The following is a 22,039-nucleotide window of genomic DNA, read 5'->3' as shown; positions in this document are numbered from 1 at the left end:
TTGGCCAATCAACTTAATAGCCTGCAAGTTCAGGAAATTATGGCGTTATTGCCGCATCGTTACCCTTTTCTGTTAATTGACCGGGTGCTTGACTATACGCCAGGTGAATCGCTGACTGCACTGAAGAATGTCACTATCAACGAGCCTATTTTTACTGGTCATTTTCCGGGTATGCCAATATTTCCCGGCGTTTTAATACTTGAAGCGTTAGCCCAGGCAACCGGGATCCTTGGTTTTAAAACCGTTACTGAACGCTCTGAAAACGAATTGTACCTGTTTGCAGCAATTGACGAGGCACGTTTTAAAAAGCCGGTTGTGCCGGGTGACACCATGATCCTGGAAGTGAAATTTTTAAAAGAACGTCGTAATATGTGGAAATTTTACGGAGAGGCCAAAGTGGATGGCGCTATTGTATGCACGGCTGAATTAATGTGTGCCAGAAGAGAGCTATAACGTGATCCATCCATCAGCGGTAATAGAAAGTAGTGCCAGACTTGGCCAGAATGTAACAGTTGGTCCTTTTAGCTATATTGGACATAATGTGGTTCTTGGTGACGACTGTGTGGTAGAACCTCATGTCGTGATAAAAGGTCCTGCTACTATTGGTAAAGGAAATCATTTTTTCCAGTTTTCCAGTATTGGGGAAGCCTGCCAGGACAAAAAATATAAAGGCGAAGCGACAGAACTTATCATCGGCGACTTTAATGTGTTTCGGGAAGGATGCTCCGTGCACCGTGGCACCGTGCAGGATCAGGGTAAAACCATTATTGGTAACCATAATCTGTTTATGAACACCACCCATATTGCCCATGATTGTGTTATTGGTAGTCATACCATTTTTGCCAGTGGTGCTCAGGCCGCAGGCCATGTTCACGTTGGTGACTGGGCTATTCTGGGCGGCATGACTGGTGTCCATCAGTTTGTGCACATAGGTGCCCATAGTTTCTGTGGTGGTGGCTCTATTGTGTTAAAGGATGTGCCGCCTTACGTTATGGTTCATGGTGCGCCTTGTCAGCCGGCTGGCATTAATGTCGAGGGCCTGAAACGGCGTGGTTTCAGCAGCGATGCCTTGCTGGAAATACGCCGGGCTTACAAAGAGGTTTACCGCAAGGGGCAGACTGTTGCCGAAGCGTTGGCAGTACTTGAAACAAAAGCTGCAGAGTACCCGGAATTAAAGGCCTTTACCGACTTTATCGCTGCTGCGAGTCGCGGCATAGTGCGTTAAACAACGCCGCTAACCATTATAGTATTAACAAGGAGCCGGCGGCTCCTTTTTTATAGCGGATTGGGCTATGTTACGGCGTCGCGTTGTGGCGTCATTTATGCGAATCATTTATAAGGCTTGAAGTAAGCGCTATGCCCTGTGGTAGAATCAGGTCATTATAAGAAATTCAGATAATAAATGAGTCCGGCTTTGTCACATTTGAATATTGCCATTATTGCTGGCGAAGATAATTGCGTATAAGAAACGCTGAGAAATTACCGGAATTAGGTGGAAAGGAAAGCCACCAAGGCCGCGTTTTTACTGCTATTATAATGAACAATCCGGAAAGCAAACGAAAAACCGGAACCAAAAAGAAAGCAGTTTTGAGTACATAGCTGAGACATAGAATCCCGGCATGTACTCACCCCGGAGAATAATATGGCACTATCTGACACCTGGCTTAAGGGCCAACTTAACAAGGTGATCCCCAAGCCGATTGAAAAAGCAGATAGGGATGGCCTGTCTGTTCGCATTTCCTTAAAAGGTAAAGTTACCTTTCAAATGCGCTTCCGGCTTCCCGGTCATTCAAACCAGCAGCGACTTGACCTTGGCACTTACCCTGAGCTTACTCTGTCACAGGCCCGCAGCCAGTGCATGAAGTACCGGGCCGAACTGCAGTTAGGTAATGATCCCAGGGTTGCCCGCAGGATGGAGCAGCTGGCTATTGGTGGTGCCGCTACATTGGTCATGCTATTTAATGAGTGGTATGAAAAATATTGCTCAGTAAGGAAAGTAGAACATAAAGAAATAAAGCGCAGGTTTGAAATTCACGTATTCCCCAGGATTGGCAACCTGCCAGTTGAGTCGATAACACTGCATGAATGGCTGAAAGAATTAGAGATACTGGCCTCGACATACTCCGGCACAACGATGAGCATTTTAACTAACGCTAAGCAGATGCTGAAATGGGCCGTTAAGCGGAGACTGATCCAGCACAACGTGCTACAGGAGATAACTGCGCATGCTGACCTGAATTTAAAAAAGCAAGCCAGGCTGCGCTCATTGTCTGACAAAGAAATAGTATGGTTATTCGATGCTGCCAGAAATAGCAGGCTGGATCCCAAAAATGCACTATTGCTGGAATTACTATTGTTTACCGGCTGTCGAGTTGGCGAGTTGCGCCAAGCTAAGAAGTCAGACTTTGATTTTGAAAATATGATATGGACCGTCCCGGCCGCTAATCACAAGATGGGCGATAAAACAGGCCAGCCATTAATTAGGCCGATAATAGAGCAGTGGATCCCGACTATAAAAATGCTGTTCGCAATGTGCCCCGGTGAACTTGTTATAACTAGCGCTAAAGGCTCAATGCTGCAGAAAAGCTTTCACACATCGATACCGGATCGCGTTGTTGCATGGCTCAAGCGTTACCGCAAGGTAGATATGGAGAGTTGGGCCATTCATGATCTGCGAAAAACCTGCCGGACAAACTTAAGTACAATAACTGAACCACACATTGCGGAGATTATGCTGGGCCACTCACTGCCCGGCGTCTGGCAAACCTATGACAGGCATAACTACCTGCAGGAACAAGCTAAAGCTTATACGCTGTGGTGGCAGCGACTGCAGCGGATATTAGGCAATGAAGCGGCGGGCAACGTAGTGGAAATGAAAAGGGGCTGATGCCCCTTTGGTTTAAGCTGAGAGGGTTTCTTTCTCAATAAGTGATGCAAAGAATGGCTCTATATCTTCTTTACTCACTTCATAATCCCACCATTTGCCTTTTCTGGAAATTGACAGGCTGATGGTGCCGTGGTTACGCGCGATTTCACCAGGTATTAGCAGGTAGAAGCATGGCTTGCCTGCTTCGTCATAACCAATACACACAATGAAATCTGCAACGAGCCTTTGCTTTTTAACACTAAAAGCCCATGACTTGTTCTTGCAGGTAGCCTGCTTTATTGCCGGCCTTGCGCACTTCACATCAACCTTAAACCCTCTAACCAAGAAGTCACACTTGCTTTGGAATTTGGTTTTGTTTTGATCTTCTGCGTATGGCACTAACTCAGCAAAATGCGCCTCACCAAGTCTCGCAAACTTATCGCTTTCGCTACCATAGCGTTCTTTGTCGCCCATTACCGGTTCGTTAGCAGCAACTAATACCCGATATAGCGCCTGCCACTTTATCCCTAATTCATCAGCTGCATTTTTTAAGTGCTTATGCTTCCGATAAGCTTTGATGCAATTTTCTGTATTAGTCATAGTGATACCTCACGTTAAAACGGGATGTCCTGGTCAAAATCCAACGGCGGCGCGTTGTTGATAGATGCCTGTTGCCGCTGATTGCTTGACTGGTAACCTCCTGTTTGCTGCGCCGGCCTTTGCTGCTGCGGCTTAGATGGTTGACTGGTTGTTGACTGGCCATCTTGTTTGCCATCCAGCATCTGCAGTTCATTGGCCACTATCTCAGTGGTAAATCTCTCAATACCATCTTTGTCGGTCCATTTTCTCGTCTTTAATTTACCCTCCAGATAAACCTTGCTGCCTTTGCGCAGGTAGTCGCCGGCTATCTCAGCCAGGCGCTGGTAAATAACAACCCGGTGCCATTCGGTCTGCTCCTTCTTCTCGTTGGTGTTTTTGTCCGTCCAGCTTTCACTGGTGGCCACCGTCATATTGCAGATTGCTGCACCACTGGTTGCGTACCGAACCTCCGGATCCGCGCCCAGGTTGCCGATGATAATAACTTTGTTCACCGTGCCCTTACTCATATTTACCCGCCTTATTGTTGATTAATAACTCGCCGCATTGACTGCAGTATTTTCCAGACTCTCTACGATGCTGACATTTTGATAAATCCCACCCGCAGATAATGCAAAGTTCTGGTCCATCAGGGTTGTAGGTGCGACCACCATCATGCTTACAGTAAGATTGAAACCTGCGCTCTAATTCTTCGTACGTTGGCTTTTCCATTACAATGCACCTGCCTTTGTCTGCTTGCGTAACTCCTGCTGAGCATCCAGGTGCTGATCAATGAATTCCTGTTCAAACTGAGACTGCCAGCCGCAGCCGCACTCAAACTGCGAACCATTAAAGTTGGCTCTTGGCATCCCACGGCTGCAGTTAACATTCCCGCAGTAGGGTCGGTAATCGAGCTGAGTTAAAAGGTTATGCCTGACTATGCTCATGCTGCACCTGCCTTTCCCTGATACTGCTCGTCTCCATAGGCTTCACAGGCGAATGTTGCCGGAAATGCTCCACGAGTACCTTGCTTGACGAATACATAAATGTGGCTGTAATCACCTGTTGAATCTGGAACGCACTTCACCCACTTATGTACTGGATTACCAAGCGGCCAGTCATACCCTTGTGCTCGAACTGCGGCCATAAACTCGTCCGGATCGTGATGACCTTTTGACATTACAATGTATTCATCATGTCCGGCGTTATAAACTTCTAATGGATAATGTTTCATACTCACCCCACATGCGGCAGCAGAGGCGGCAGTTTGCCGGTGCGCTGCGCTTCTTTGATTTCAGGCAACAGGCGCTGGCTAACGGTTTCACCGCTGGGCAGTACCAGGTGCGCCATAAATTCTTCTTCAAAGGTTGTTATGCCGGCTTCTACCGCTTCCAGCTTGGCTTTAACCACCAGTGCCAGTGCGCGGTACCGCTGGCGGCAGGCCTGATCCCACTCTTTAAGCGCTGCTGTTTCGCTGCGGTCGCGGCCGGTGTCGGTAAGCCAGAACTGCTTATCTGTTTTGGCGGGCAGTGGAACGACAATGCGAACCTGCCGGCCGCTCATTACAAACCCGACAGCAACGCTGCCAGGCTTGGTGCCATACATGAACTGGTCAGCTCCGTATTTGGTTAACGTGCGCTCGATTTCCATAACGCTTTGGCTGGTGGCCACTGATGTTTTTTCTGCGTAGGCCATCATTCGCCTGCCTTAGCCGGCTGGCCTAGTTCGGTTTTAATATAAAACTCAGCATTGTCTACAAACTCTGCAAATTCAGGGTCTACTTTCCTAATGCCCCATTGAATAAAGTCTCGCACCGCCAGCGCTTTGATTTCACTCGTATCTGCAGTGGACTGATGCACATACATCTTGGCAACGTGGTTGGCCAGTGCAATGAATAGCAACTTTGGATCTTCATCGCGCTGGTGCAGCATCATGGCGAAGTTGGCTATATCCTCGAATGTGCCGGCATTAGCTTTGCTCAGGTGATCAACCAGCAGCTGCGCTAAATGCTCACCACTGCAACCGGCTTTATCCTCCCATCCAGCGCGGCCTTTAGCTCTGGCTGCAGCAAGTTTTACTTTCATAGCCGCAGCGAAGCGGTCAACGGCTTGATCGTCTGGATGCTGATCAGCTAAGACGGCGTTGCTTTCTGGTTGGTTTTTATCATAGAGCAATACAAATTGCTCGTCCGCAGGGATGCTGTACAGGTACCAGTCGTCAGCGCCTTGGTACTCAACCCAAAGCACGCCGGTATCATCTTCATCAATTTGGCAGCTGTCAGGGTCGGCAATAACACCTATCTGCATAACGCTGTGGCCCAAGCCGTTTAGCTCGGTTGTTACGGCAACACGACATTCAATCAGTTTTTTCAGGCCGAATTGCTCAATGGCTTCTTGGCCTGTAAGGATTTGAGGTAAGTTCATGCTGCAGCTCCTGCTTTAACCAGTTTGCTGATTTTCATTTTGATATCGGCAATAACCACAACGGCCGCTTTATGCTCGCTGGCAACTTTCCCCAGGCCTTGCTTATTAATCACAGCACCCTGCGCCCGGGTTATCAGCATCAGGTTATCGATATGCCAGTTAGTGCGATCGTTGTCTTTAAACCAAAGGCGGTGGTTTGGTGGTATTGGCCCGTAATGCTTTTCCCACTCAACAACGTGCATCAGCCGCCATTTGTTTGGCATTTCCACCTTGACCATCAGATAACCGTCTTTGCGGTCTGCTCTTATCGCGCCAACCTGCTGAGTATCGCTGCGTTGGTGGCCAGGCTTGAAACGTGTTTCAGCTGAACGTCCTCCAGCGGTCCAACCTTTTTTACCTGTATTCCAAGGTTGCTGGCCTTTTTCGAAGTGACCGGATCTATTGCAGCGGATGCCTTGCTGGAAAATAAAGTTTTTAATTTGCTGTTTGGACTTATCTGCACTGAATTTAGAATTAAACTGCTTCGTCAATTCAGGCACTGTCAGGTTCTGATATTCAGATCTAATGAATGCCACTTGTTCATTGGTAAAAGTCCTGAGCTTGCCCTTGTTAGCTTCGCCTGGTGCGCGACCGCAAACTATGCCGTGATTAGTGATCGTCGACTTTATCTGGCCCGGCGTTTTGTTAGTACCAAACTTCTTATTAAAGGCAGCAGTAACTTCACGAACCTCATGCTTTTTGAATTGCGCGGCAATAAATTTAAGCATTTCTTTTGTGTAAATAAACCTACTCATTTTTTCTGCACCTCAAGCATCGGGCTGGGCATATGCAGATTTCCGCTGTCATACTGCCTTTGTGCATCCAGAACTAACCGACCATTGTTGATAATTTCCTTTGCAACAGTGGTAACTGCATTACTGCGATGTATTTCTGCACTAAGCGCTTCACCAGATAACTTTTCATCAGAAAGCCGCTCTAACTGGGCAAACAGGTGGTTATTTAAGTCTGATAATTTGTTTTTCATGCTGCTTGCTCCTGCTTGTTTAGTTTGCGGATTCGCACTTCAATGGCTTTAATCACGGTTGATTGCAGCCCATTTACTTTTAGTGCTGTATGGCATTGCTCCAGGGTAAAATGCTGCACCTTGGCAACACGATCCTTTGCGTCGACAGTGTAGAAAGGCTTCTCGTTGTGAAAGCCTGAAAAGAACGGGTTAAGGGGGCCAGATGGTGATGGCTCTTTATCTACAAGCGAGTTTTTGCTAATCATGTCCGGATCATCAAACGCAATAATTGCCGCCTTAACCTGTTTGCTGGTGAATTTGGCTTTTTTGCCAAACATTTTTTCCAGCTGCAGTATTAGATCCAATGCGTCACCGCTAAATGGCAGCTTGCCACTTTCTATCTGGGCTTCCAGTTCGTCCCGGGTGAATTCCAGTGTGATCAGTTCGGGTGCTTTGGTTTGTGTTTCACTTTCAGCAGTCAAAGCTGGTTGAGTCTCACTTTCAGCGGTTTCTGAGTGGCAAGTTTGCTCGCTGCCATTAATATGCACCGAGTTATCAACTTCATTGCCGAATACGTCCCATCCTGGCGCTGCTACTCGAGCAAACATTTCCAGCCTTGGTACGTCACCGCACAATTTAACTATGTCGTCGCGGAATATGGCTGGCTTTTCTGAGTGCTCGCCCACCACTTCATCGCGCACCTGGCGAATGCTGCGGCACTCTGCTTTAGGCTTACCGCGTACTGCAATTAAGGCGCACTCTGCACCGGCCCGGGTCCAGTAACCCATACCAAAGTGCGGGATCAGGTTGGTGGACAGCTTGCGCCAGATAAACGCATTCATGTTTTTCAGGGTAAAGCCCCAAGCCTTAACCAGATCCAGCGCCTCTTGCGGCTGGCTGCTGACGTACCACATAACCAGCACGCAGTCTTTTTCGCACAGTGCCGGAACGTCCAGAGCCTTAAGTTGGTCCAGCGTCATAACGTCATACTTAGCCGCAGCGCCTGACTTCATGCTGCCGCCAGATTTAACGCTGTTGAACTGCCATGGTGGATCGCTATAAATAATTGAATATTTCTTGCTCACAATCTCACTCCACTAAACAAATGCACTGGCTGAACGGTGCCGCCTTGCTCTTTAGCTTCGCCATTGGCGCCAGGCTGGCTGTGATAAGCGGCCACCGGCTTGCCGTTTACCATGACTATGTAGATGGTTTGGACGCTCATACTGCACCGCCTGACTTATTAATGCGCGATACCGTCAATCTGCGGTTGTGATAAGTGTTCCGCATGTATCGATTTATTACTTTCATTGAGATTCCGTTTTCAATGGCGTAGCTTTTCCAGTCAAATAACTGCTTCTTTGCTTGGCCCTCACGTACTACTCGATAATTTTCAGAGCGGTAACCTTTACCCTCAGCAAGTAGCGCGTGCGCCAATTTCAATCTTGCTGCATGGTATTCTTTAGATGCTTCCAAAAAATCTTGCTCGGCTCGCATAACTGTTTTTTCGAGTTCCTTAACATCTGATGATTTGCTTATTGTCAAACGCTTCATGCCGCCACCTCGACATGCTTAGCCGACCACTTAGGCAGGCCACCATGGTCCTGAATATACTGGTTCATCCGCTCAGCTACTGCCTTGGCGGTAAAAGGGCAGGTTGTGAACTTGCAGCCGGGTAGCGCCCAGCCGCGAACAGTGCGGCGGGTATCGGCTTTAACCGTGGCCAGGCCAACGGTAATATCCTGACCAAACACAGATTGCTCGGCTGGCTTAGCCGTGCGGTCGTAGCGGTATTTTGTTTTGCTCATTTTGGTTGCTCCCGGCGCTCAAACTCAGTGCAGCGCACTTGCTTAACGCCATCTTTGTAAATTCTGATAACTGGCATGGTGCTAAAGGCCAGCTTGCCGCAGTCGCTGTCGCGGTGCTTGCAGTTGGCGCACATGCCTGCTTTTGGTTGGTGCTGGTTAATCAAGATTCTTTAAGCTCTGCGTACTGGCTACCCGTGAGTTCAAGAAAACCATCAGGAATAGTTGATTTATCAACGCTGCCACCATCTGAAACAGGGCGCATCATTACAACCCTGCCACCCATAAAGCCGAATGATGTTTCAGAAATAGAGAACCCGCCCCCGGAACCTGACCTACCAAGAACTGACGTAATAGAAGTTGGCCATTGCTCTTTGCAATAGTCCTGGAACTTAATCGCCGCCCGGGCTATCTTTTCAGCTTCGGCAACTATCTCATTCCACTCTGTCTTTGTTTTGGTGCAGTAAAGGTATTGACCATCATGCTGATGCGCTGGGCGCTTGTGCAGCATTGGGTTATCCTGACGGCGCCTAAAGCCTAAATAGATTGCCCTGCTGCCTGTAATGAAAACGCCATCGCATTCGATGCGCTCAGTTACATAATTCTTTGCAGCTTCGCTTGCATTAATGTGGGCATCAGCAGCGTGCTTGTGCTTTGCTGATTCTTCGGCGCTTAACGCCCAAAATGTATGAATTGTCATAAGGAACCCTAAGCGGCCTGGCCGCTGCTATTAATCAAGTTTTCAACGGCTGCCCGGGCAAATCGTGGTTTGCCAAAGCCGGGTATCGGGGTCAGCACATTGCGCTCGCGCAGATTGAACACCGTTCTGGTGGTGCAACCGAGCATCGCTGCTACTTCTTTTTGGGTTAATACTTGCTTTTGCTCTACCATGATTCGCTCCGGTGAAGCGGCCTAAGCCGCCCGGTTAAACACGTTGCCTTTGTGAATGATGGCGATAAGGCCACCGGCTTGGGTCCAGATACCGTAAGTGGTAACCGTCTGCGGTTGGTCAGCTACGGCGCTTATTGCATCTTCAAATAAGCCGGTAACAAACTGCGCTGCTTTTGGGGTTTCCAGTGGCGCATAGGCGAACTTAGTACCCGGCGATTGCGTTGCTGCTGGTTGCTGGACTGCAGCTGGTTGCTGTGCTGCCTGCTCAGCCTGCTGCGCCCGCAGTGCTGCCATTTCAGCATCGTGCTTTTCTTTCTGCTCAGCCTGTAAGCGCTGCGCTTCTTTGCGGTCGGCTTCGGCCTTGGCTGCGCGCTGTTCGGATTCAATCTGGCGCTGCTGGTCTTGCTCGGCTTCTATGCGCATAGCTGCCTGCGCCCGCTGCTCTCGCTGAATTTCAGCCTCAAACAGTGATGCTAAGCGCGTGCTATATTCCTGCTCATTAGCAAATAGGAATGTTTCAACGTGCCGGCGCTCCAATGCGACGGTTAACCCGGCTTTGTGGCTTTCGTTCTCCAGCTTAAGCAGGCGCATTTCTGTCTGCTGCTGCAGGTTTAAATCATCCTGGATCCGCGCATCAATGGCGGCCTTTGACTTAACGGTCAGTTTGCCGGTACTGGTAATGGCACCCAGGGTAACCAGGCCATCAATGGTGGCGCGCTGGAACTCTGGTTGAATGCCTTTAGCTTCACCTTGCTCAACCAGATAAGCCTGCAGTGCTTCCGTAACTTTCGCCCGTGTTTCATCTTCAAACTTGGCTATCTGGTCGGTGATGCGCTTGCGACCATCCAGTAACAGCTGCGCCAGTTCTTTTACCTGAAGCTTAATTTCATCAATCGGTGCGCTGGCTTCATCGATAACCGCCTTGCCGCGGGCCTTAACTTCGGTAGCGGTTTTATTTAAATCAGTGGCCAGTTTTTTTGCATCGGCCAATGTGTCGGCGGTAACCACCAGATCGTACTTTTTAAGTTCTTCAACGAAATAAGCGCGCACCTGGCTAAAGTTGCCGGTGATCACCACTGGCGTTTTAATTTTGGCTACCAACTCAGTTGGCTGCGCTTGTTCAAAGTCGATTTTCTCTGCTGCTGACATGTTTATGCTTCCTTAGTTAGTTTCAGTTCGCGCTTACGGCTGGTGTAGGCGGCAACCATAGCGATGTATTCAGGGGAGTTTTTAGCCAGCTTTAATGCAGCGGCGGCATCTTCCCACTCGGTAAAGTGTTCAGGCTCGTAGCAGTCAACTAAGGAGTTGATCATGGACTCTACTTCTGACGAAAATTGCTGCTCGGGTTCATCTCCAAAACTCGGCGCATCTTCCTGCTCTGGATCTGGCTTATGCTCAGCCTTAACATCAGCAACCGGTTCTGGCTTGGCTGCTTTGCGGTTTTTCAGGCTGCTTTTAACCGGCGCGCTGGCAGTGGCAGGGCTTGGGTTTATCTCGCGCTCTGGTATTTCCTGTAATTCGTCTGCGGTATAAACACCCAGGATGGCACCCGGCGCATAAGAGCGGCCCCAGTTTTTAACTTGCAGGTAACCCAGTTGCTGCTTAGGGTTGGTTTTCCATAAAGGGCTGTTTTTGGTGGTTACATCGCTAACGCAAAGCCACTGGCCCCATACCACTTCGTTTTCACCATGGGGGATAGCGCCAACACGACAAGTCAACTTAGGGCCATCGCCCTCGTACTCGTAGTGGAAGCGACCAGTGATGGATCCTGACGTTTGCAATACTGCATTGACTAACTGCGCTTCATAGCCCAGCACGCCGTTAACCAGGTGAGTCTTTTGCGCTACAGCGAAAGGGTTCAGCCCCCACTGTGCTGCTTGCATGGCAACCGCCAGGCAGTCGGCTGTGTTCTTGTGAAAGTGCTTTGGTACCGTGACATTGCCATTAGCCATGACTTCGGCAAATTTATACAGGCTTTGCATGGTCTGCTGGTTCATCAGCATATTTGCAGTGCCGGTACTTACATCGTTTTCAACGACAGCTAAATTACTCATAACGTTCTCCGGGTTTACTTATTAGCCCAGCGTGGGCGGCTTAATGTGTTTATGTGCAGCCAGTCATCTTCACGGCGGCACTGGTGATAGGTTTCTAAATCACGGCGGTACAGGTCATAGCCGGCTTGCTGCCACTCGGCATCCAGATCCACAACATCAACCTGATAGCGGCCGGCACTGACGTTGCAGTCAACGACTAAAAACCAGAAATCAGGCTTAATGCCGGTCAGGTTTTCATAGCCATCGCGGTACATGGCGTCCTGAACGTGGTAGCGGAATTCCTCAACGTGGCGGGCAAAGCGGCTCATGTCGGCGCACTTCTTCACATCAACCAGGGTATGAATGTCGTTAATGATGATCTTGCGGTCAGGCCGGCAACGGCACAGTTCGCCAGTTTCTTTATCATTCCAGTAAATGCTGGATTCGTTCTGGCCCTCAGCTTCAAAAATCATGCGGGCAACCGGGTGCGCCATCACGCTTTCTTTCATCAACTTAAGGCAGCGATGATCGGCGGCAGCCAAAATGGTTTTGCCCTCGCCAGCAGCTTCACTGACAAAGCTGTCACGGCTGGCCTGGCCTTTAGTCGTGCGCAGGTTGTAATCCGGCATGATGATAAAGCGCTTTTCAAACTCGTCAGGTTCAAGCAGCGCACAGTGCAGGGCGGTACCCATGTCCATAGCGTCCAGCTTTTCAACATCAACCGGGGCGCGCTTGCTCCAGGGTAAAAAGCTAGGGTTATGCGCAATGTAGTCCAGTCCGGATTTACTGATCCCGGGGCCGGAGTGGTATTCTTCGTTGCTTAAGTCGTAGTAAATGCCTGGGCCAACAATGCGGCCGCATTCACGTTCAATGATTTTTTCGTTGTCGTGCCAATCCCAGTCAACTTCGTTACTGGCTTCATCATCAGCAAGCAAAGCAAACGGGTTATCATCGTTCTGCGCTTCGAGCTCGGCTTTCATTGCGGCAAGGCGTGAACGCATCTGGCTTACATAAGCCATTTCCTCACCGTAAGCCCGGCCACTGGCACGCTGGGCCGCTTCATAAGCCTGGCTGATGCGCTGCTCGTATTCGGCTATTTGCTGGGCCGTGCTCATGCTGCGACTCCCATTAATTGGCTGCTCTTTTGAATTAGCGCAAATCTTTCACGTAAGGCGTTCGCAACACGAGGATCGGATTGGGTATTAGCAAGCTGGCAGGCGAACTCATGCTTGCGCCGGCGCCAGGCGGCGTGGGCTTCATCAGGACAAATGAAGTAACCAAGGTGCTCGCATTTACCAGTAACTGGGTTTTTACAGTAAGACTGAAAGTTATTATCTCGTTTGAAAAAATGAACCCCCACAGGCCAATCACCTCTACTTGCGGCTCTGTCTAAAACAAACTTATTTATATGGCCATCAACAAAAACGCATGAATGTGGTGAATAAATTTTATTACCGGGCACTAAAATATCTTTGTCCAGTTGCTTGCCTTGCCAGTCCTGCTGCTCCATCCAAGATTTAAAGCATGCAAAGCTAAGCCAGTCTTTTGAAACTGAGCAGCCTTTGTAAGTCAGGTTTTTTTTCTGGTAAGAAGCGCAGTAGCAACGTTTAAGCATATTTGCCCAAACCATATAAAATGAGCACATAACTTTTTTGCCGTTAATCTTTGGTCTTACCGGGTAACCGGCATCATTTACCCCTATACCAAACACAAGCGTTTTCATGCTGAAGCCTCCATATAAACAACGTTGTCTGCCTGCTCTCGATAAAGAACTGCATCAGTCGCCGAATGGTTAACCTTCAGGTAAACGCCCGGGATAAGCTGGCCTGCTTTGATGATGTAACCACTAACGAAAGTCATGCTGGGAATTTTCTTGCGTAATAACTCGAGTAACTCATCTAACCGCAAGCGGACCCGAGCATCGTCAAGAATTTCATCGTCAGAACTGGTTAGAACCGACAGGTAAACGGCCATGCGCAGACGCATTATCATTTTAAACTCGCGCTGGACCTTTTCACGAACGTGCTTAGGTTCAACAAAGGTGTAAATCACATCGTCCATATCGAACGGTGTAGTGTGGTTTGAATTGAATGCGAGGTTCATTGTAGTTCCCGTTATTTCCGTTTTCTTAAACGCAAATGTAGGATAACTTAAAAGCTGATGCAAGAAATATTTAGGAAAACTTAAAGAATATATAGAGCATTTGCTCTAATTTCGGATGTTAAAAAGCCCGGAGAACCGGGCTGGATTTAGTTTGCGGGGAATCTTCGCCTGCATTCTCGGGCAACAAGCGGCGTCATGTTATGTGGCTGGCCTTTCATTTCTTTAAGCATGCACTGCTCAAATGTTTGTGGGCCCAGGTTTAATGAAACGCCGTTCTGCCCCAGGATGCTAACCGTTGTGATAATAGCCAGCGAGGCGATATAAACCGCTTTCTGGTATTTTATTTTAAAGTAAGACGCAAAACCCAGCGGAATAAGCGCAACCAAAGAGACTGCAAACACGCCGCCAAACGCGAACGCACCGTTATCACCAGCCTGGTATATCTCATTAGGCGTAAACATGAAAAACGCGAACAGTGAAACAACCAATGCGCCAATTACATGCTTACCGTTTAAATCACTGTCTTTGATCTGCATCCTGCCGCCTTAAAATTCCTGTATTACCTGTCTGACCACCCCGATGATGGTGCAGTTTCCGTTTACTTGCATAATAGGATATGTCGGATTGAAAGGTTTTAAGTATTTCTGCCCGCCATCTTCTATGTACTGTTTAAGAGTGCTTTCACCACTACCATCAAGCCTGGCCACTACGACCTTGCCTGACGTTACTGCAATGTCAGGGTCAACCACGACTATAGATCCCTCTGGTATAGTCTTTCCTCCAGTGAAGCTTGTCATGCTATCGCCAAGCACTCTTAGCGCAAATCCCCTCGGCCCTACATTGGCTGTTGTTGCGTACTGCTGATAATCGCCTGCCATTTCTCTGACTTCCGTTTCTAACCACTTCCCGGCCTGGATCCATGAAATGAGCGGAACAGTTCCACGCAAGTCTGGTCCTTGCTCTACGTTTTTATCAATACCATGTAATAGGTACTCCAGACTAACCTTTAATGATTTGCTGAGCGATGTCAAGTATTTAGCTTTTGGGGTGGTGGCTTCACTCTCCCATTGCGAAATAGTGACATGACTCACCCCAACAGCTTTTCCAAGCTGCTCTTGATTGTAACCAAGTCTCGTTCTGAGTTGCTTGATTCTGTGACTGATATTTTCTTTTTCCATGTAGGAGATCTTAAACATACTTGACTTCCGTTTCCTTTCGGTTATTCTTTTAAGAAAACCTAAATCGACAGCCAGAATTTAAGAAATCTTAAGGCGACATTATGAAAAAACAAACTGTTTTAGACCACTTCGGTGGAACAAGCGCAACCGCAAAGGCACTGGGTATTACACCAGCGTCTGTGTCTCTTTGGGTCGATCTAGTCCCAAAGGTCCGTGCTTACCAGTTAGAGCGAATGACCAAAGGCAAATTGCGCTTTAATGAATCGCTTTACCAAAAACCAGCTAATGCAGCTTGAGGATAACTGTAATGGATTTATCCAGAGCTAACCTGCGCCAACCGAGTAAGGTTTCTCAGTGTCCGATGGCTGCAGCTGCAAGCCTGACGGATGATCATAACCTGACTGAGCTGGCAAAGCTGATGGGGAAAAACAAAAAGACCCTGGCTGCAAAGCTTAATAACGATGATGCCTATGAGCAGCACAACTTACACCTGATTGAAGCTGTTGCCATCACCGAGCTAACCAATGACGAGCGGATCCTGAAAGCTTGGGCGACCAGTCGGGGTAAAGCCTTAGTTTCACTGCCAACCACCGGCCTGACCGATGATGAATTCTCAGATGTTCTGCTGACCGTGCAAAGCACTCAGGGCGAATTAGCCGGCGCCATCAAGAAAGCCCGTGCTGACGGTGTAATCACCGAAGCCGACTATTCCAGCATAAACAAAGCCACCTTAAGCGCGATTGAACAGCTGCTGCAGTTAGATGCAGAACTGAAAGCGCAAGTGCGCGATTGGGGCGAGCGTGAGTTTTGATTTTAAGTCACCGCCAAGCCGGCAAGTGGCGGTAGTAACACCGGCAGGTGCTGATGTGGTCGCCTCCATAAAAAATTGACTGCATGTGGTACCGGACTGCTGGAGAGACAGCGTTAAGGCAGTAGCCGCAGCCGCGGCGATTAAACATAAGGCCCAGGGATTGGGCAGTTTAATCAGTTTATTGGGTTGGTGTTTGAGTCATGCCCCAGCGCTCGCATGCAGAGTTAGCGAAAGACCAAGGCGGTAAGGTAATCCGCAACAAACACCAACGCCAATGAGCTGAACAATCGCAGTTATCAACTGGCGTTAAAGCCGTAGCGTGACAGCTCAGACAATTTATGCAGTGCGGCGTGGATAATCGGAGACACGCTAGGCGTCCGGGAGCCAATAAAGATTAGCCCGAGACTTAAGGCAGGAAGGTGGCCTTTTGACCGCTCTACAGCGCATCGGTGCTGGTGAAGTCAGAACACATCGCCGGGGTAACGTCCGGCCACTGCACCCAACAACAACGAGGTAGTAATGGACCAACTAGACAGAGCCCAGCAGGAAAACGAACTGCACCTAAGCCTGCAGCTTAAGCACCGGCATCCGACTTTGGAAGTCACAGGCTATTGCCACTGGTGCAGCGAAAAGGCCCCGGCAGATGCGCGCTTTTGCGATACCGATTGCCGGGATGACTTCGATAAGAATCAAAGGCGCAGGGGTTAATAATGCGTGACTACGCAAAGATAGGTCCACAGTTCTGGATAGGGCGCACCGGCAAGGAATTGCGCAAGCGTGGCCCTGAATGCCAAGTTGTTGCCATGTATCTAATCAGTAGCCCTCATTCCAATATGTTGGGGCTCTATTATTTGCCAAAAATGTTTATTGCGCATGAAACAGGCTTGTCAATGGATGGGGCTTGTAAGGGGCTTCTAAGTGCCATTGAAGCAGGGTTTTGCCAGTATGACGATGACTCTGAAATGGTATGGGTGCCTGAAATGGCCCGGTACCAGATTGCTGATGCGTTAAAGCCTGCTGATAAGCGTTGTGCCGGTGTGCAAAATGAGTATAACGCACTACCTACAAACCCTTTCTTATCAGCGTTTTACGATAAATACGCAACTGCCTTTTGTATGACGGTAAAGCGAAATTGTGACACCCAAAATGTAAGGGGCTTGCAAGGGGCTTCCAAGCCCCATCGAAGCCAAGAGCAAGAACAAGAGCAAGAACAAGATATAGCTCTCTCTAACGCGCAAGAACAAAATTCACCACCTGCCGATAAATCCGGCCAACCAAGCACCGTGGATAACTCCCACAACCCAGCAGATAACTCCTGCACTGGTGAACAATTGGCGTTTGACGAGCAGCACCTACGGCTGGCCAGAACCACTGGCATCAACAGCGACTACAGCGATGACGACATTGGCGATATTTTCGACTTGTTCCGATGTTACAAGGCCAACGCTAACACCCTGAAAACTCAATCTGATTGGTTAAACGCCTGGCGAACCTGGTGCCAGCGGGAGAAAGTCAATTATGCGAAATCTAACAAAAAATCTAACACTGGTGGCCGAGCAGCAAGACCTGAAAACAACACCCAGCTCGCCATGCGACTTGCTCGAGAGGCAGCAGAAAGAATTGCAGCTTCGGGTAGCGGAAGTCACTGAGAAATTGACAGCTGAATTGCTGCCAGTGCTGACGTTGTATTACCCGATATTTGCAGCGCAACACTGCAACAACCCGGTGAATATTCAGGCGGTGTTAGGCCAGTTCGCTGAGCGCATGGTTATCGAGGGGGTAACGCGAAAAGGGTTTTATGCCGGCATTGAGCAGCTGAAAAAACGCGCAGGTGCATCGGCATTCATTCTGAACCCGCAGGCATTCGCTGAGCTTTGCAAAACAGCCTTGACCGCAAACCTACCATCGCTGCAAGACGTTATGTTTGAAATCATCCAGCGCCGCGGTGTTGAGCGTTACAACACGCAGTATCAATTCAGCCATGAGTTAAGCCGGCTAATCAATGAGCGTAAGGGCGCCATGATTTACCAGCTGACCAGCATCGAATTCGAGAAAGCAATCAAAAGCGAGTACGACAGCTGGGCTAAGCGCATAGCAGCAGGCGAGCAATTGCCAGAGGCAAGGGCATGTTTGGCTGACCATACAAAACCAGACTTGCCGGAGTATTTGAAGAATCCGGTTGAGCCTACGTGTCGGATTGCAAAATTAGCTGCCCAGCGCTCACAGGGTAAGGCTTAACCATGCTGGGTAATGCGATGGCACAGGGTCGGGTTGAGATAGCGCAGCAGGGGTGTTCAGAGCGCGTTTTAAATTTAACGGAGTTTGCACAATGAGAAAGCCGGATTTTGTAATTGGCGATAACTACATGCACCGCTGGTGGCTGATACCGCGCAACAGGTATTTCAATATCTATCTGCACAAGATAATGCGCAATGACGATGACAGAGCCTTACACGATCATCCTTGGTGGTCGCTTAGCGTTTTACTGAAAGGCAAGCTGCGTGAGGTTCTGCATAACCGGATCCGTTACCCGCTGCGGTTTATTCCGTTACTTCGTTCAGCGAAGTTAGCTCACCGGCTTGAAGTTGTTGAAGGTCCGGTGTGGACGCTGTTTATCACAGGGCCAGTTATTCGAAGCTGGGGTTTTCATTGCCCTAAAGGCTTTGTTCCATGGAAAGATTTTGTTGACGACCGTGACGCTGGCAAAACAGGCCGCGGGTGTGGTGAGCAATGAATTACAACTTGTGCCAGCTAACAGACGAACAGCGCCAGCTCGCAGCCATCGACACTGAGGTTTGCTACTGGCTGTGGCTTGCACTGGCTGGCCGAGTGCTGCGCACGGATATTGAAAAGGCTTTACGTGCCATGGATGAAGCCAAGTCGAAGCTTTATCGTGACCGGTTAAACCACTGGCGCGGATCGTTTAAGCCAACCCCAGCCAATGCAAAGCGGTTTGCTGATATCAGTGAAAGCACCTGGGGCCGGCTAATTAACTCATTCAAAAAACAAACAGCCCGTTTTGGCGGGTAGATAACCCGGAGAAGATTATGACCAACGAAGAAATCCACGAAGCGGCCGCAAGGTTCATGGAGGCTGCCAGCCGGCAGTTTGATACGAACGCCGAATTACTGCACTTCTCTGCCGCTGTTGCAGCACTCAGCCTTGGCGTGATGGAAAGTATTGGTGGAGAAGCGTATCTGAAACAGTTTTGTGCTGATGCAACAGGCCCAAACCGTCAACGGATAGCAATTGAGCGGAGTGGCAAATGAATAAACCTAACCCAGCATTGATCCGTGGTTGCCCGGCAGAAGTGCGGCGGTACATTGCCGATTTAGAGCAGCAGGTTAAAACCGCAGATGAAAGAACCATTGCAGCTATCCAATATGAGCGATCAATACGCCATCACCCTGATGTTGCTGCATTCAAAGCGCAGCTTGAGGGCTTGACAGCAGAGCAGATAAAAAAACTACGGCAATCCATGCTGAAAAAAGCCGAAGCCATGCAAGCCGAGTCGCAAAAGCGGCATGCTAAGCGGCAAGATGAACGTCAGCAGAGGATAAACCACGCGCTAAGAGCAATGAAGAATGCAACTCCATGCACAAGAGTCCTTGTTGCGGACGACATACTTGATGATGTTATCCAGCAGCACGCTGCAATAACAGCACTCGAACAGGCTGAAACCCAGCGCCAAGTTGTAACCATTATGGCATCTGACGCATACGGTGAGGAAAAGCACCGCCAGCCAGTCACCTCGCTCGACTGGGAGCTGTTGCAAGCCATTAACCACTTACAGAACGCCATCAGTGTTACCGATAGCAAGCGCGGGCATCTGCTGCAGGCGGCGATGATGATAGCTAAAGGGGTTAGGGAGTCAGAATGATAACCATAGGCATTGATCCTGACATGATAGCGAGCGGTTTAGCTGTTGTTGAGGCTAAAGGAATTCTCAAATTGCAGAGCGTCAAACTTCCAGACTTGATCTCTACCATTCAGGCAGTTGGTAAGCCGGGCGAGGTGGTTATCAAGCTGGAGAATCCGGAGGCGAACAAAGGACTGTTTGCCAGCCGGGCTAATAAAAACAAAGGCGTCAGTATCGCAATTGCCATGTCAGTTGGGAAGTGCCAGGCCACAGCGCATCATGTGCAGGAACTACTGATTGCTGCTGGCTACACGGTGAAGATGGTCACGCCACTTAAGGGACCGCTTAAGCGCCAGGCGAAAGACGATGCAGCCTATTTCAATAAAGTAACCGGCTGGACTGGCCGGAGTAATCAAGACCAGCGGGATGCTGCATTAATAGCACTTTGGGGGTAGGCATGATCAGTATCGAGAGACTATACAGCCGGCAGTGTCCGAAAAGCCTTAACGCTGAACAAACACCCAAAGGCGCTAAGCCGCTAACGCTGGACGACATACTAAACATCATCGGCCAGGTGCAGCATAAGCACATGATCGGCAGCTTTGTGCTTGAGGTTCGCATTGCTCTGGATATGGCGATTCGGAAAAAGTTAGTCAGAGCCCTGACAACTGGTTTTATGCAGTATGATGGAGTGTCGGATGGTTTGGCTGCATCAATGGCTGAGCAGGCGGTTAGCGAGGCGTGCGATACGAATATCTGCAAGAAGTGCAAAGGCAATGGCCATTTATTTAGTAAGCTGCAAAGCAGGTATAACGAATGTAAACCGTGTGACGGAATAGGCCGCATTGTCAGAACTTCAGCCAATCTACATAAGACTATTATGAAGCCTCTTGAGTCTTATGACAGAATGAAACAGGTGGACTGGTTCAAGGCGTACTACTTAATTTACCGCGATGCAGTTAACGAACTAAACTACGCGGCAGGCGATGCGTCACGCTACGCTAAAGAATTACTGCGCCGCATTGATGGCAACTGGAGTGGGGTGGATTGATGGACTACATGAACCCGAATACAGAAGAACTGCTACGCATAATTGATGAAGAACTTAGGCATAGCAATATTTTCGTGAATAGATTGCTGGATTGCGCAAAAGCTTATGGCTGGGGCCATCAACAGAAGCTGGCGCAAATGGTTGTGATTCTTGCTAGAGAGAATAACCGACTGCAGGATGATTTGCTTAAGGCTGCTTATGCCAAGGCTTTCCCTGAGCCGATCGTTATCCCAGTGGTTAACGCCGACAACGTGAAACCATTGCTGGAAGCTGCGTATTACTACGGCGAAAGAACAGGCGATTACGGTATGCAGGATATTAACGGCGATGATCACATCATGCAGCTTATCGCTGATATTAATCATCCGATGACTAAAGGTGTGGTGATGGATGAAGCCAGGGCGCGGGAGATACTGGGTGATGCCATTACACCTGATGGTCGGATAGTCTTAGTTTCTGACTGGTATGAATTTAATGACAACCATAAGCCGCCACTGATTATTGAGGGGGAGTTAAGCTTGGAGCAATTGGAGGCAATAACCTGGTGGATGAGGAATAAGCAATGAGCCAATACGGCAAAAGCTTTCCACAGTCGATAGCTGAACACCTTCGGCTGGTGGATATTTCTTGGCAGCACAAAATGGTTGATCAGATGATTAAATTTGGTCACGGGTTAGCTTCTTGTGATGATAGCGGGAAGATAGTCGGCCATAACTATACCGAAGTGTTTATTGACGAAGCGCCAGATATTGGCAGTGGTATTGCAGGAATATTGTTGCCAAACGATACAGTTTCCTACTTCAGTTATGCAGCACCACGGCTAAGCTTTCTGGCCAAGTGCTTGCGGCAGTGCTTTACCCTACAGCAGGAAAATACTTATGTTCAAAATGCATGACTTTAAAGTCGAAAGAGACGCCTTAGCCAACTGCGATATGAGCGACATAGCCGGCAATACAGTAAAGCAGATGGCCAAGGACACCCAGCGCATGAAAGATGAAATTATTAAGCAGGTTATATCAGCCCACCTTGGCAGGACCAATTGGGAACTGAGTGAGTTGGAGGGCCGCTGCGAATGCAAGGTTGCCGCTGACGCTCATCCTGATAAGCGCACAGAAACATTCAGCGTTGATGGCGTCGACCTGATTACATTCTTTCCGCAAAAAGTAACAACAGCTAACAATGGACACTCAGTAAACATGCACGTTGAAATAAAATATCAGCTGCATATTGCGTGCGAGATAGATTTGTCTGGACTTGACAAAAGCAACCAATAGCTTATTCTTGCACTAACTCTGGACAAATCTGCTCAGAGCCAACCAAACCCGCATCTTGCGGGTTTTTGTTTTTAACCCCAGTGGTTATTAACGACACCTTAAGCGCACGGTCAGAACCCTCTCCGGGTTCAAACTTTCGCCCCGGTCTGTTTATTCAGCCGGGGCT

Annotated in this window: 36 protein-coding genes; 16 read left to right on the top strand and 20 right to left on the bottom strand. The window is 48.9% G+C overall.

The features are described 5' to 3' along the window. From fabZ to KQY15_RS03735, 3 genes are all read left to right on the top strand, one after another. Positions 1–453 carry a 3-hydroxyacyl-ACP dehydratase FabZ gene (fabZ, locus tag KQY15_RS03745; protein ID WP_217667315.1) on the top strand — a complete coding sequence of 151 codons (453 nt, stop codon included), beginning with the start codon at positions 1–3 and terminating at the stop codon, positions 451–453. Continuing rightward, positions 434–1,225 carry an acyl-ACP--UDP-N-acetylglucosamine O-acyltransferase gene (lpxA, locus tag KQY15_RS03740; RefSeq protein WP_308160221.1) on the top strand — a complete coding sequence of 264 codons (792 nt, stop codon included), beginning with the start codon at positions 434–436 and terminating at the stop codon, positions 1,223–1,225. The genes fabZ and lpxA overlap by 20 nt, the downstream gene beginning before the upstream one ends. 417 nt (positions 1,226–1,642) lie before the next feature. Then, a complete protein-coding gene (locus tag KQY15_RS03735) occupies positions 1,643–2,887 on the top strand; it encodes a tyrosine-type recombinase/integrase (RefSeq protein WP_217667313.1) in 1,245 nt (414 codons plus the stop codon). A gap of 12 nt (positions 2,888–2,899) precedes the next feature. Here the strand turns inward: KQY15_RS03735 and KQY15_RS03730 are convergent, their stop codons facing one another. The 20 genes from KQY15_RS03730 to KQY15_RS03635 form a co-directional block, all read right to left on the bottom strand. Then, positions 2,900–3,466 (bottom strand): hypothetical protein, encoded by a 567-nt coding sequence (locus KQY15_RS03730; RefSeq protein ID WP_217667312.1) that lies wholly within the window; start codon positions 3,464–3,466, stop codon positions 2,900–2,902. 14 nt (positions 3,467–3,480) lie between these two features. Beyond that, complete coding sequence (ssb, locus tag KQY15_RS03725) at positions 3,481–3,972, bottom strand: single-stranded DNA-binding protein (protein ID WP_217667310.1); 492 nt, start codon at positions 3,970–3,972, stop codon at positions 3,481–3,483. 413 nt (positions 3,973–4,385) lie between these two features. Next, positions 4,386–4,676, bottom strand: coding sequence for a hypothetical protein (locus KQY15_RS03720; RefSeq protein WP_217667308.1), 291 nt, complete (start codon positions 4,674–4,676; stop codon positions 4,386–4,388). Positions 4,677–4,678: 2 nt separating this feature from the next. Next, positions 4,679–5,140, bottom strand: coding sequence for a hypothetical protein (locus KQY15_RS03715; RefSeq protein ID WP_217667306.1), 462 nt, complete (start codon positions 5,138–5,140; stop codon positions 4,679–4,681). Further along, positions 5,137–5,865 (bottom strand): hypothetical protein, encoded by a 729-nt coding sequence (locus KQY15_RS03710; protein ID WP_217667304.1) that lies wholly within the window; start codon positions 5,863–5,865, stop codon positions 5,137–5,139. The genes KQY15_RS03715 and KQY15_RS03710 overlap by 4 nt, the downstream gene beginning before the upstream one ends. Next, a complete protein-coding gene (locus tag KQY15_RS03705) occupies positions 5,862–6,659 on the bottom strand; it encodes an HNH endonuclease signature motif containing protein (protein WP_217667302.1) in 798 nt (265 codons plus the stop codon). The genes KQY15_RS03710 and KQY15_RS03705 overlap by 4 nt, the downstream gene beginning before the upstream one ends. Further along, on the bottom strand, positions 6,656–6,889 hold the full coding sequence (locus tag KQY15_RS03700; RefSeq protein ID WP_217667300.1) for a hypothetical protein: 234 nt from the start codon (positions 6,887–6,889) through the stop codon (positions 6,656–6,658). Before KQY15_RS03700 ends, KQY15_RS03705 begins: the two co-directional genes overlap by 4 nt. After that, positions 6,886–7,953: an MT-A70 family methyltransferase gene (locus KQY15_RS03695; RefSeq protein ID WP_217667298.1), complete on the bottom strand. Its 1,068-nt coding sequence runs from the start codon at positions 7,951–7,953 to the stop codon at positions 6,886–6,888. The genes KQY15_RS03700 and KQY15_RS03695 overlap by 4 nt, the downstream gene beginning before the upstream one ends. Beyond that, the gene (locus KQY15_RS03690) at positions 7,950–8,093 is read right to left on the bottom strand and encodes a hypothetical protein (protein ID WP_217667296.1); all 144 of its coding nucleotides are present in this window, start codon (positions 8,091–8,093) and stop codon (positions 7,950–7,952) included. The genes KQY15_RS03695 and KQY15_RS03690 overlap by 4 nt, the downstream gene beginning before the upstream one ends. Then, a complete protein-coding gene (locus KQY15_RS03685) occupies positions 8,090–8,422 on the bottom strand; it encodes a hypothetical protein (RefSeq protein ID WP_217667294.1) in 333 nt (110 codons plus the stop codon). Before KQY15_RS03685 ends, KQY15_RS03690 begins: the two co-directional genes overlap by 4 nt. Then, positions 8,419–8,676: a DUF1317 family protein gene (locus KQY15_RS03680; RefSeq protein ID WP_217667292.1), complete on the bottom strand. Its 258-nt coding sequence runs from the start codon at positions 8,674–8,676 to the stop codon at positions 8,419–8,421. The genes KQY15_RS03685 and KQY15_RS03680 overlap by 4 nt, the downstream gene beginning before the upstream one ends. Before the next feature lie 160 nt (positions 8,677–8,836). Continuing rightward, complete coding sequence (locus KQY15_RS03675; RefSeq protein ID WP_217667290.1) at positions 8,837–9,373, bottom strand: hypothetical protein; 537 nt, start codon at positions 9,371–9,373, stop codon at positions 8,837–8,839. Between the two features lie 8 nt (positions 9,374–9,381). After that, on the bottom strand, positions 9,382–9,564 hold the full coding sequence (locus KQY15_RS03670) for a helix-turn-helix transcriptional regulator (protein ID WP_217667288.1): 183 nt from the start codon (positions 9,562–9,564) through the stop codon (positions 9,382–9,384). A gap of 21 nt (positions 9,565–9,585) precedes the next feature. Further along, on the bottom strand, positions 9,586–10,713 hold the full coding sequence (locus KQY15_RS03665) for a DUF1351 domain-containing protein (protein WP_217667286.1): 1,128 nt from the start codon (positions 10,711–10,713) through the stop codon (positions 9,586–9,588). A 2-nt stretch (positions 10,714–10,715) separates the two neighbouring features. Continuing rightward, on the bottom strand, positions 10,716–11,618 hold the full coding sequence (locus tag KQY15_RS03660; RefSeq protein WP_217667285.1) for a RecT family recombinase: 903 nt from the start codon (positions 11,616–11,618) through the stop codon (positions 10,716–10,718). 14 nt (positions 11,619–11,632) lie between these two features. Beyond that, complete coding sequence (locus tag KQY15_RS03655; protein ID WP_217667283.1) at positions 11,633–12,712, bottom strand: PD-(D/E)XK nuclease-like domain-containing protein; 1,080 nt, start codon at positions 12,710–12,712, stop codon at positions 11,633–11,635. Further along, positions 12,709–13,320 carry a hypothetical protein gene (locus KQY15_RS03650; protein ID WP_217667281.1) on the bottom strand — a complete coding sequence of 204 codons (612 nt, stop codon included), beginning with the start codon at positions 13,318–13,320 and terminating at the stop codon, positions 12,709–12,711. Before KQY15_RS03650 ends, KQY15_RS03655 begins: the two co-directional genes overlap by 4 nt. Beyond that, complete coding sequence (locus tag KQY15_RS03645; RefSeq protein ID WP_217667279.1) at positions 13,317–13,700, bottom strand: hypothetical protein; 384 nt, start codon at positions 13,698–13,700, stop codon at positions 13,317–13,319. The genes KQY15_RS03650 and KQY15_RS03645 overlap by 4 nt, the downstream gene beginning before the upstream one ends. Before the next feature lie 146 nt (positions 13,701–13,846). Then, on the bottom strand, positions 13,847–14,236 hold the full coding sequence (locus tag KQY15_RS03640) for a hypothetical protein (RefSeq protein WP_217667277.1): 390 nt from the start codon (positions 14,234–14,236) through the stop codon (positions 13,847–13,849). A gap of 9 nt (positions 14,237–14,245) precedes the next feature. Continuing rightward, positions 14,246–14,896 carry a LexA family protein gene (locus KQY15_RS03635; RefSeq protein WP_217667275.1) on the bottom strand — a complete coding sequence of 217 codons (651 nt, stop codon included), beginning with the start codon at positions 14,894–14,896 and terminating at the stop codon, positions 14,246–14,248. 83 nt (positions 14,897–14,979) lie between these two features. Here KQY15_RS03635 and KQY15_RS03630 point away from each other — a divergent pair, with 83 nt between their 5' ends. From KQY15_RS03630 to KQY15_RS03570, 13 genes are all read left to right on the top strand, one after another. After that, on the top strand, positions 14,980–15,174 hold the full coding sequence (locus tag KQY15_RS03630; protein ID WP_217667273.1) for a Cro/CI family transcriptional regulator: 195 nt from the start codon (positions 14,980–14,982) through the stop codon (positions 15,172–15,174). An 11-nt stretch (positions 15,175–15,185) separates the two neighbouring features. Beyond that, positions 15,186–15,689: a phage regulatory CII family protein gene (locus tag KQY15_RS03625; RefSeq protein ID WP_217667271.1), complete on the top strand. Its 504-nt coding sequence runs from the start codon at positions 15,186–15,188 to the stop codon at positions 15,687–15,689. Between the two features lie 710 nt (positions 15,690–16,399). Then, entirely contained in the window at positions 16,400–17,338 is a 939-nt protein-coding gene (locus KQY15_RS03620; RefSeq protein WP_217667269.1) for a hypothetical protein, read from the top strand. Continuing rightward, positions 17,310–17,927 (top strand): replication protein P, encoded by a 618-nt coding sequence (locus KQY15_RS03615; protein ID WP_217667267.1) that lies wholly within the window; start codon positions 17,310–17,312, stop codon positions 17,925–17,927. The genes KQY15_RS03620 and KQY15_RS03615 overlap by 29 nt, the downstream gene beginning before the upstream one ends. Positions 17,928–18,018: 91 nt before the next feature. Further along, on the top strand, positions 18,019–18,423 hold the full coding sequence (locus tag KQY15_RS03610) for a hypothetical protein (protein WP_217667266.1): 405 nt from the start codon (positions 18,019–18,021) through the stop codon (positions 18,421–18,423). Next, complete coding sequence (locus KQY15_RS03605) at positions 18,420–18,719, top strand: hypothetical protein (protein ID WP_217667264.1); 300 nt, start codon at positions 18,420–18,422, stop codon at positions 18,717–18,719. The genes KQY15_RS03610 and KQY15_RS03605 overlap by 4 nt, the downstream gene beginning before the upstream one ends. Positions 18,720–18,736: 17 nt before the next feature. Next, a complete protein-coding gene (locus KQY15_RS03600) occupies positions 18,737–18,958 on the top strand; it encodes a hypothetical protein (RefSeq protein ID WP_217667262.1) in 222 nt (73 codons plus the stop codon). After that, a complete protein-coding gene (locus KQY15_RS03595; RefSeq protein WP_217667260.1) occupies positions 18,955–19,569 on the top strand; it encodes a hypothetical protein in 615 nt (204 codons plus the stop codon). Before KQY15_RS03600 ends, KQY15_RS03595 begins: the two co-directional genes overlap by 4 nt. Then, the gene (locus KQY15_RS03590) at positions 19,566–20,003 is read left to right on the top strand and encodes a hypothetical protein (protein WP_217667258.1); all 438 of its coding nucleotides are present in this window, start codon (positions 19,566–19,568) and stop codon (positions 20,001–20,003) included. Before KQY15_RS03595 ends, KQY15_RS03590 begins: the two co-directional genes overlap by 4 nt. A gap of 2 nt (positions 20,004–20,005) precedes the next feature. Next, positions 20,006–20,599, top strand: coding sequence for a hypothetical protein (locus tag KQY15_RS03585; RefSeq protein ID WP_217667256.1), 594 nt, complete (start codon positions 20,006–20,008; stop codon positions 20,597–20,599). Positions 20,600–20,607: 8 nt separating this feature from the next. Continuing rightward, positions 20,608–21,165, top strand: coding sequence for a hypothetical protein (locus KQY15_RS03580; protein WP_217667254.1), 558 nt, complete (start codon positions 20,608–20,610; stop codon positions 21,163–21,165). Further along, the gene (locus tag KQY15_RS03575; RefSeq protein WP_217667252.1) at positions 21,162–21,494 is read left to right on the top strand and encodes a hypothetical protein; all 333 of its coding nucleotides are present in this window, start codon (positions 21,162–21,164) and stop codon (positions 21,492–21,494) included. The genes KQY15_RS03580 and KQY15_RS03575 overlap by 4 nt, the downstream gene beginning before the upstream one ends. Further along, positions 21,478–21,873, top strand: a complete 396-nt coding sequence (locus KQY15_RS03570) for a hypothetical protein (protein WP_217667250.1) — start codon at positions 21,478–21,480, stop codon at positions 21,871–21,873. The genes KQY15_RS03575 and KQY15_RS03570 overlap by 17 nt, the downstream gene beginning before the upstream one ends. Positions 21,874–22,039: the final 166 nt, after the last annotated feature.

The organism is Arsukibacterium indicum, assembly GCF_019100565.1.
GTDB lineage: Bacteria > Pseudomonadota > Gammaproteobacteria > Enterobacterales > Alteromonadaceae > Alishewanella > Alishewanella indicum.
Note: the sequence above shows the minus strand (reverse complement) of the source record. Positions and strands in the feature narration are given on the sequence as shown.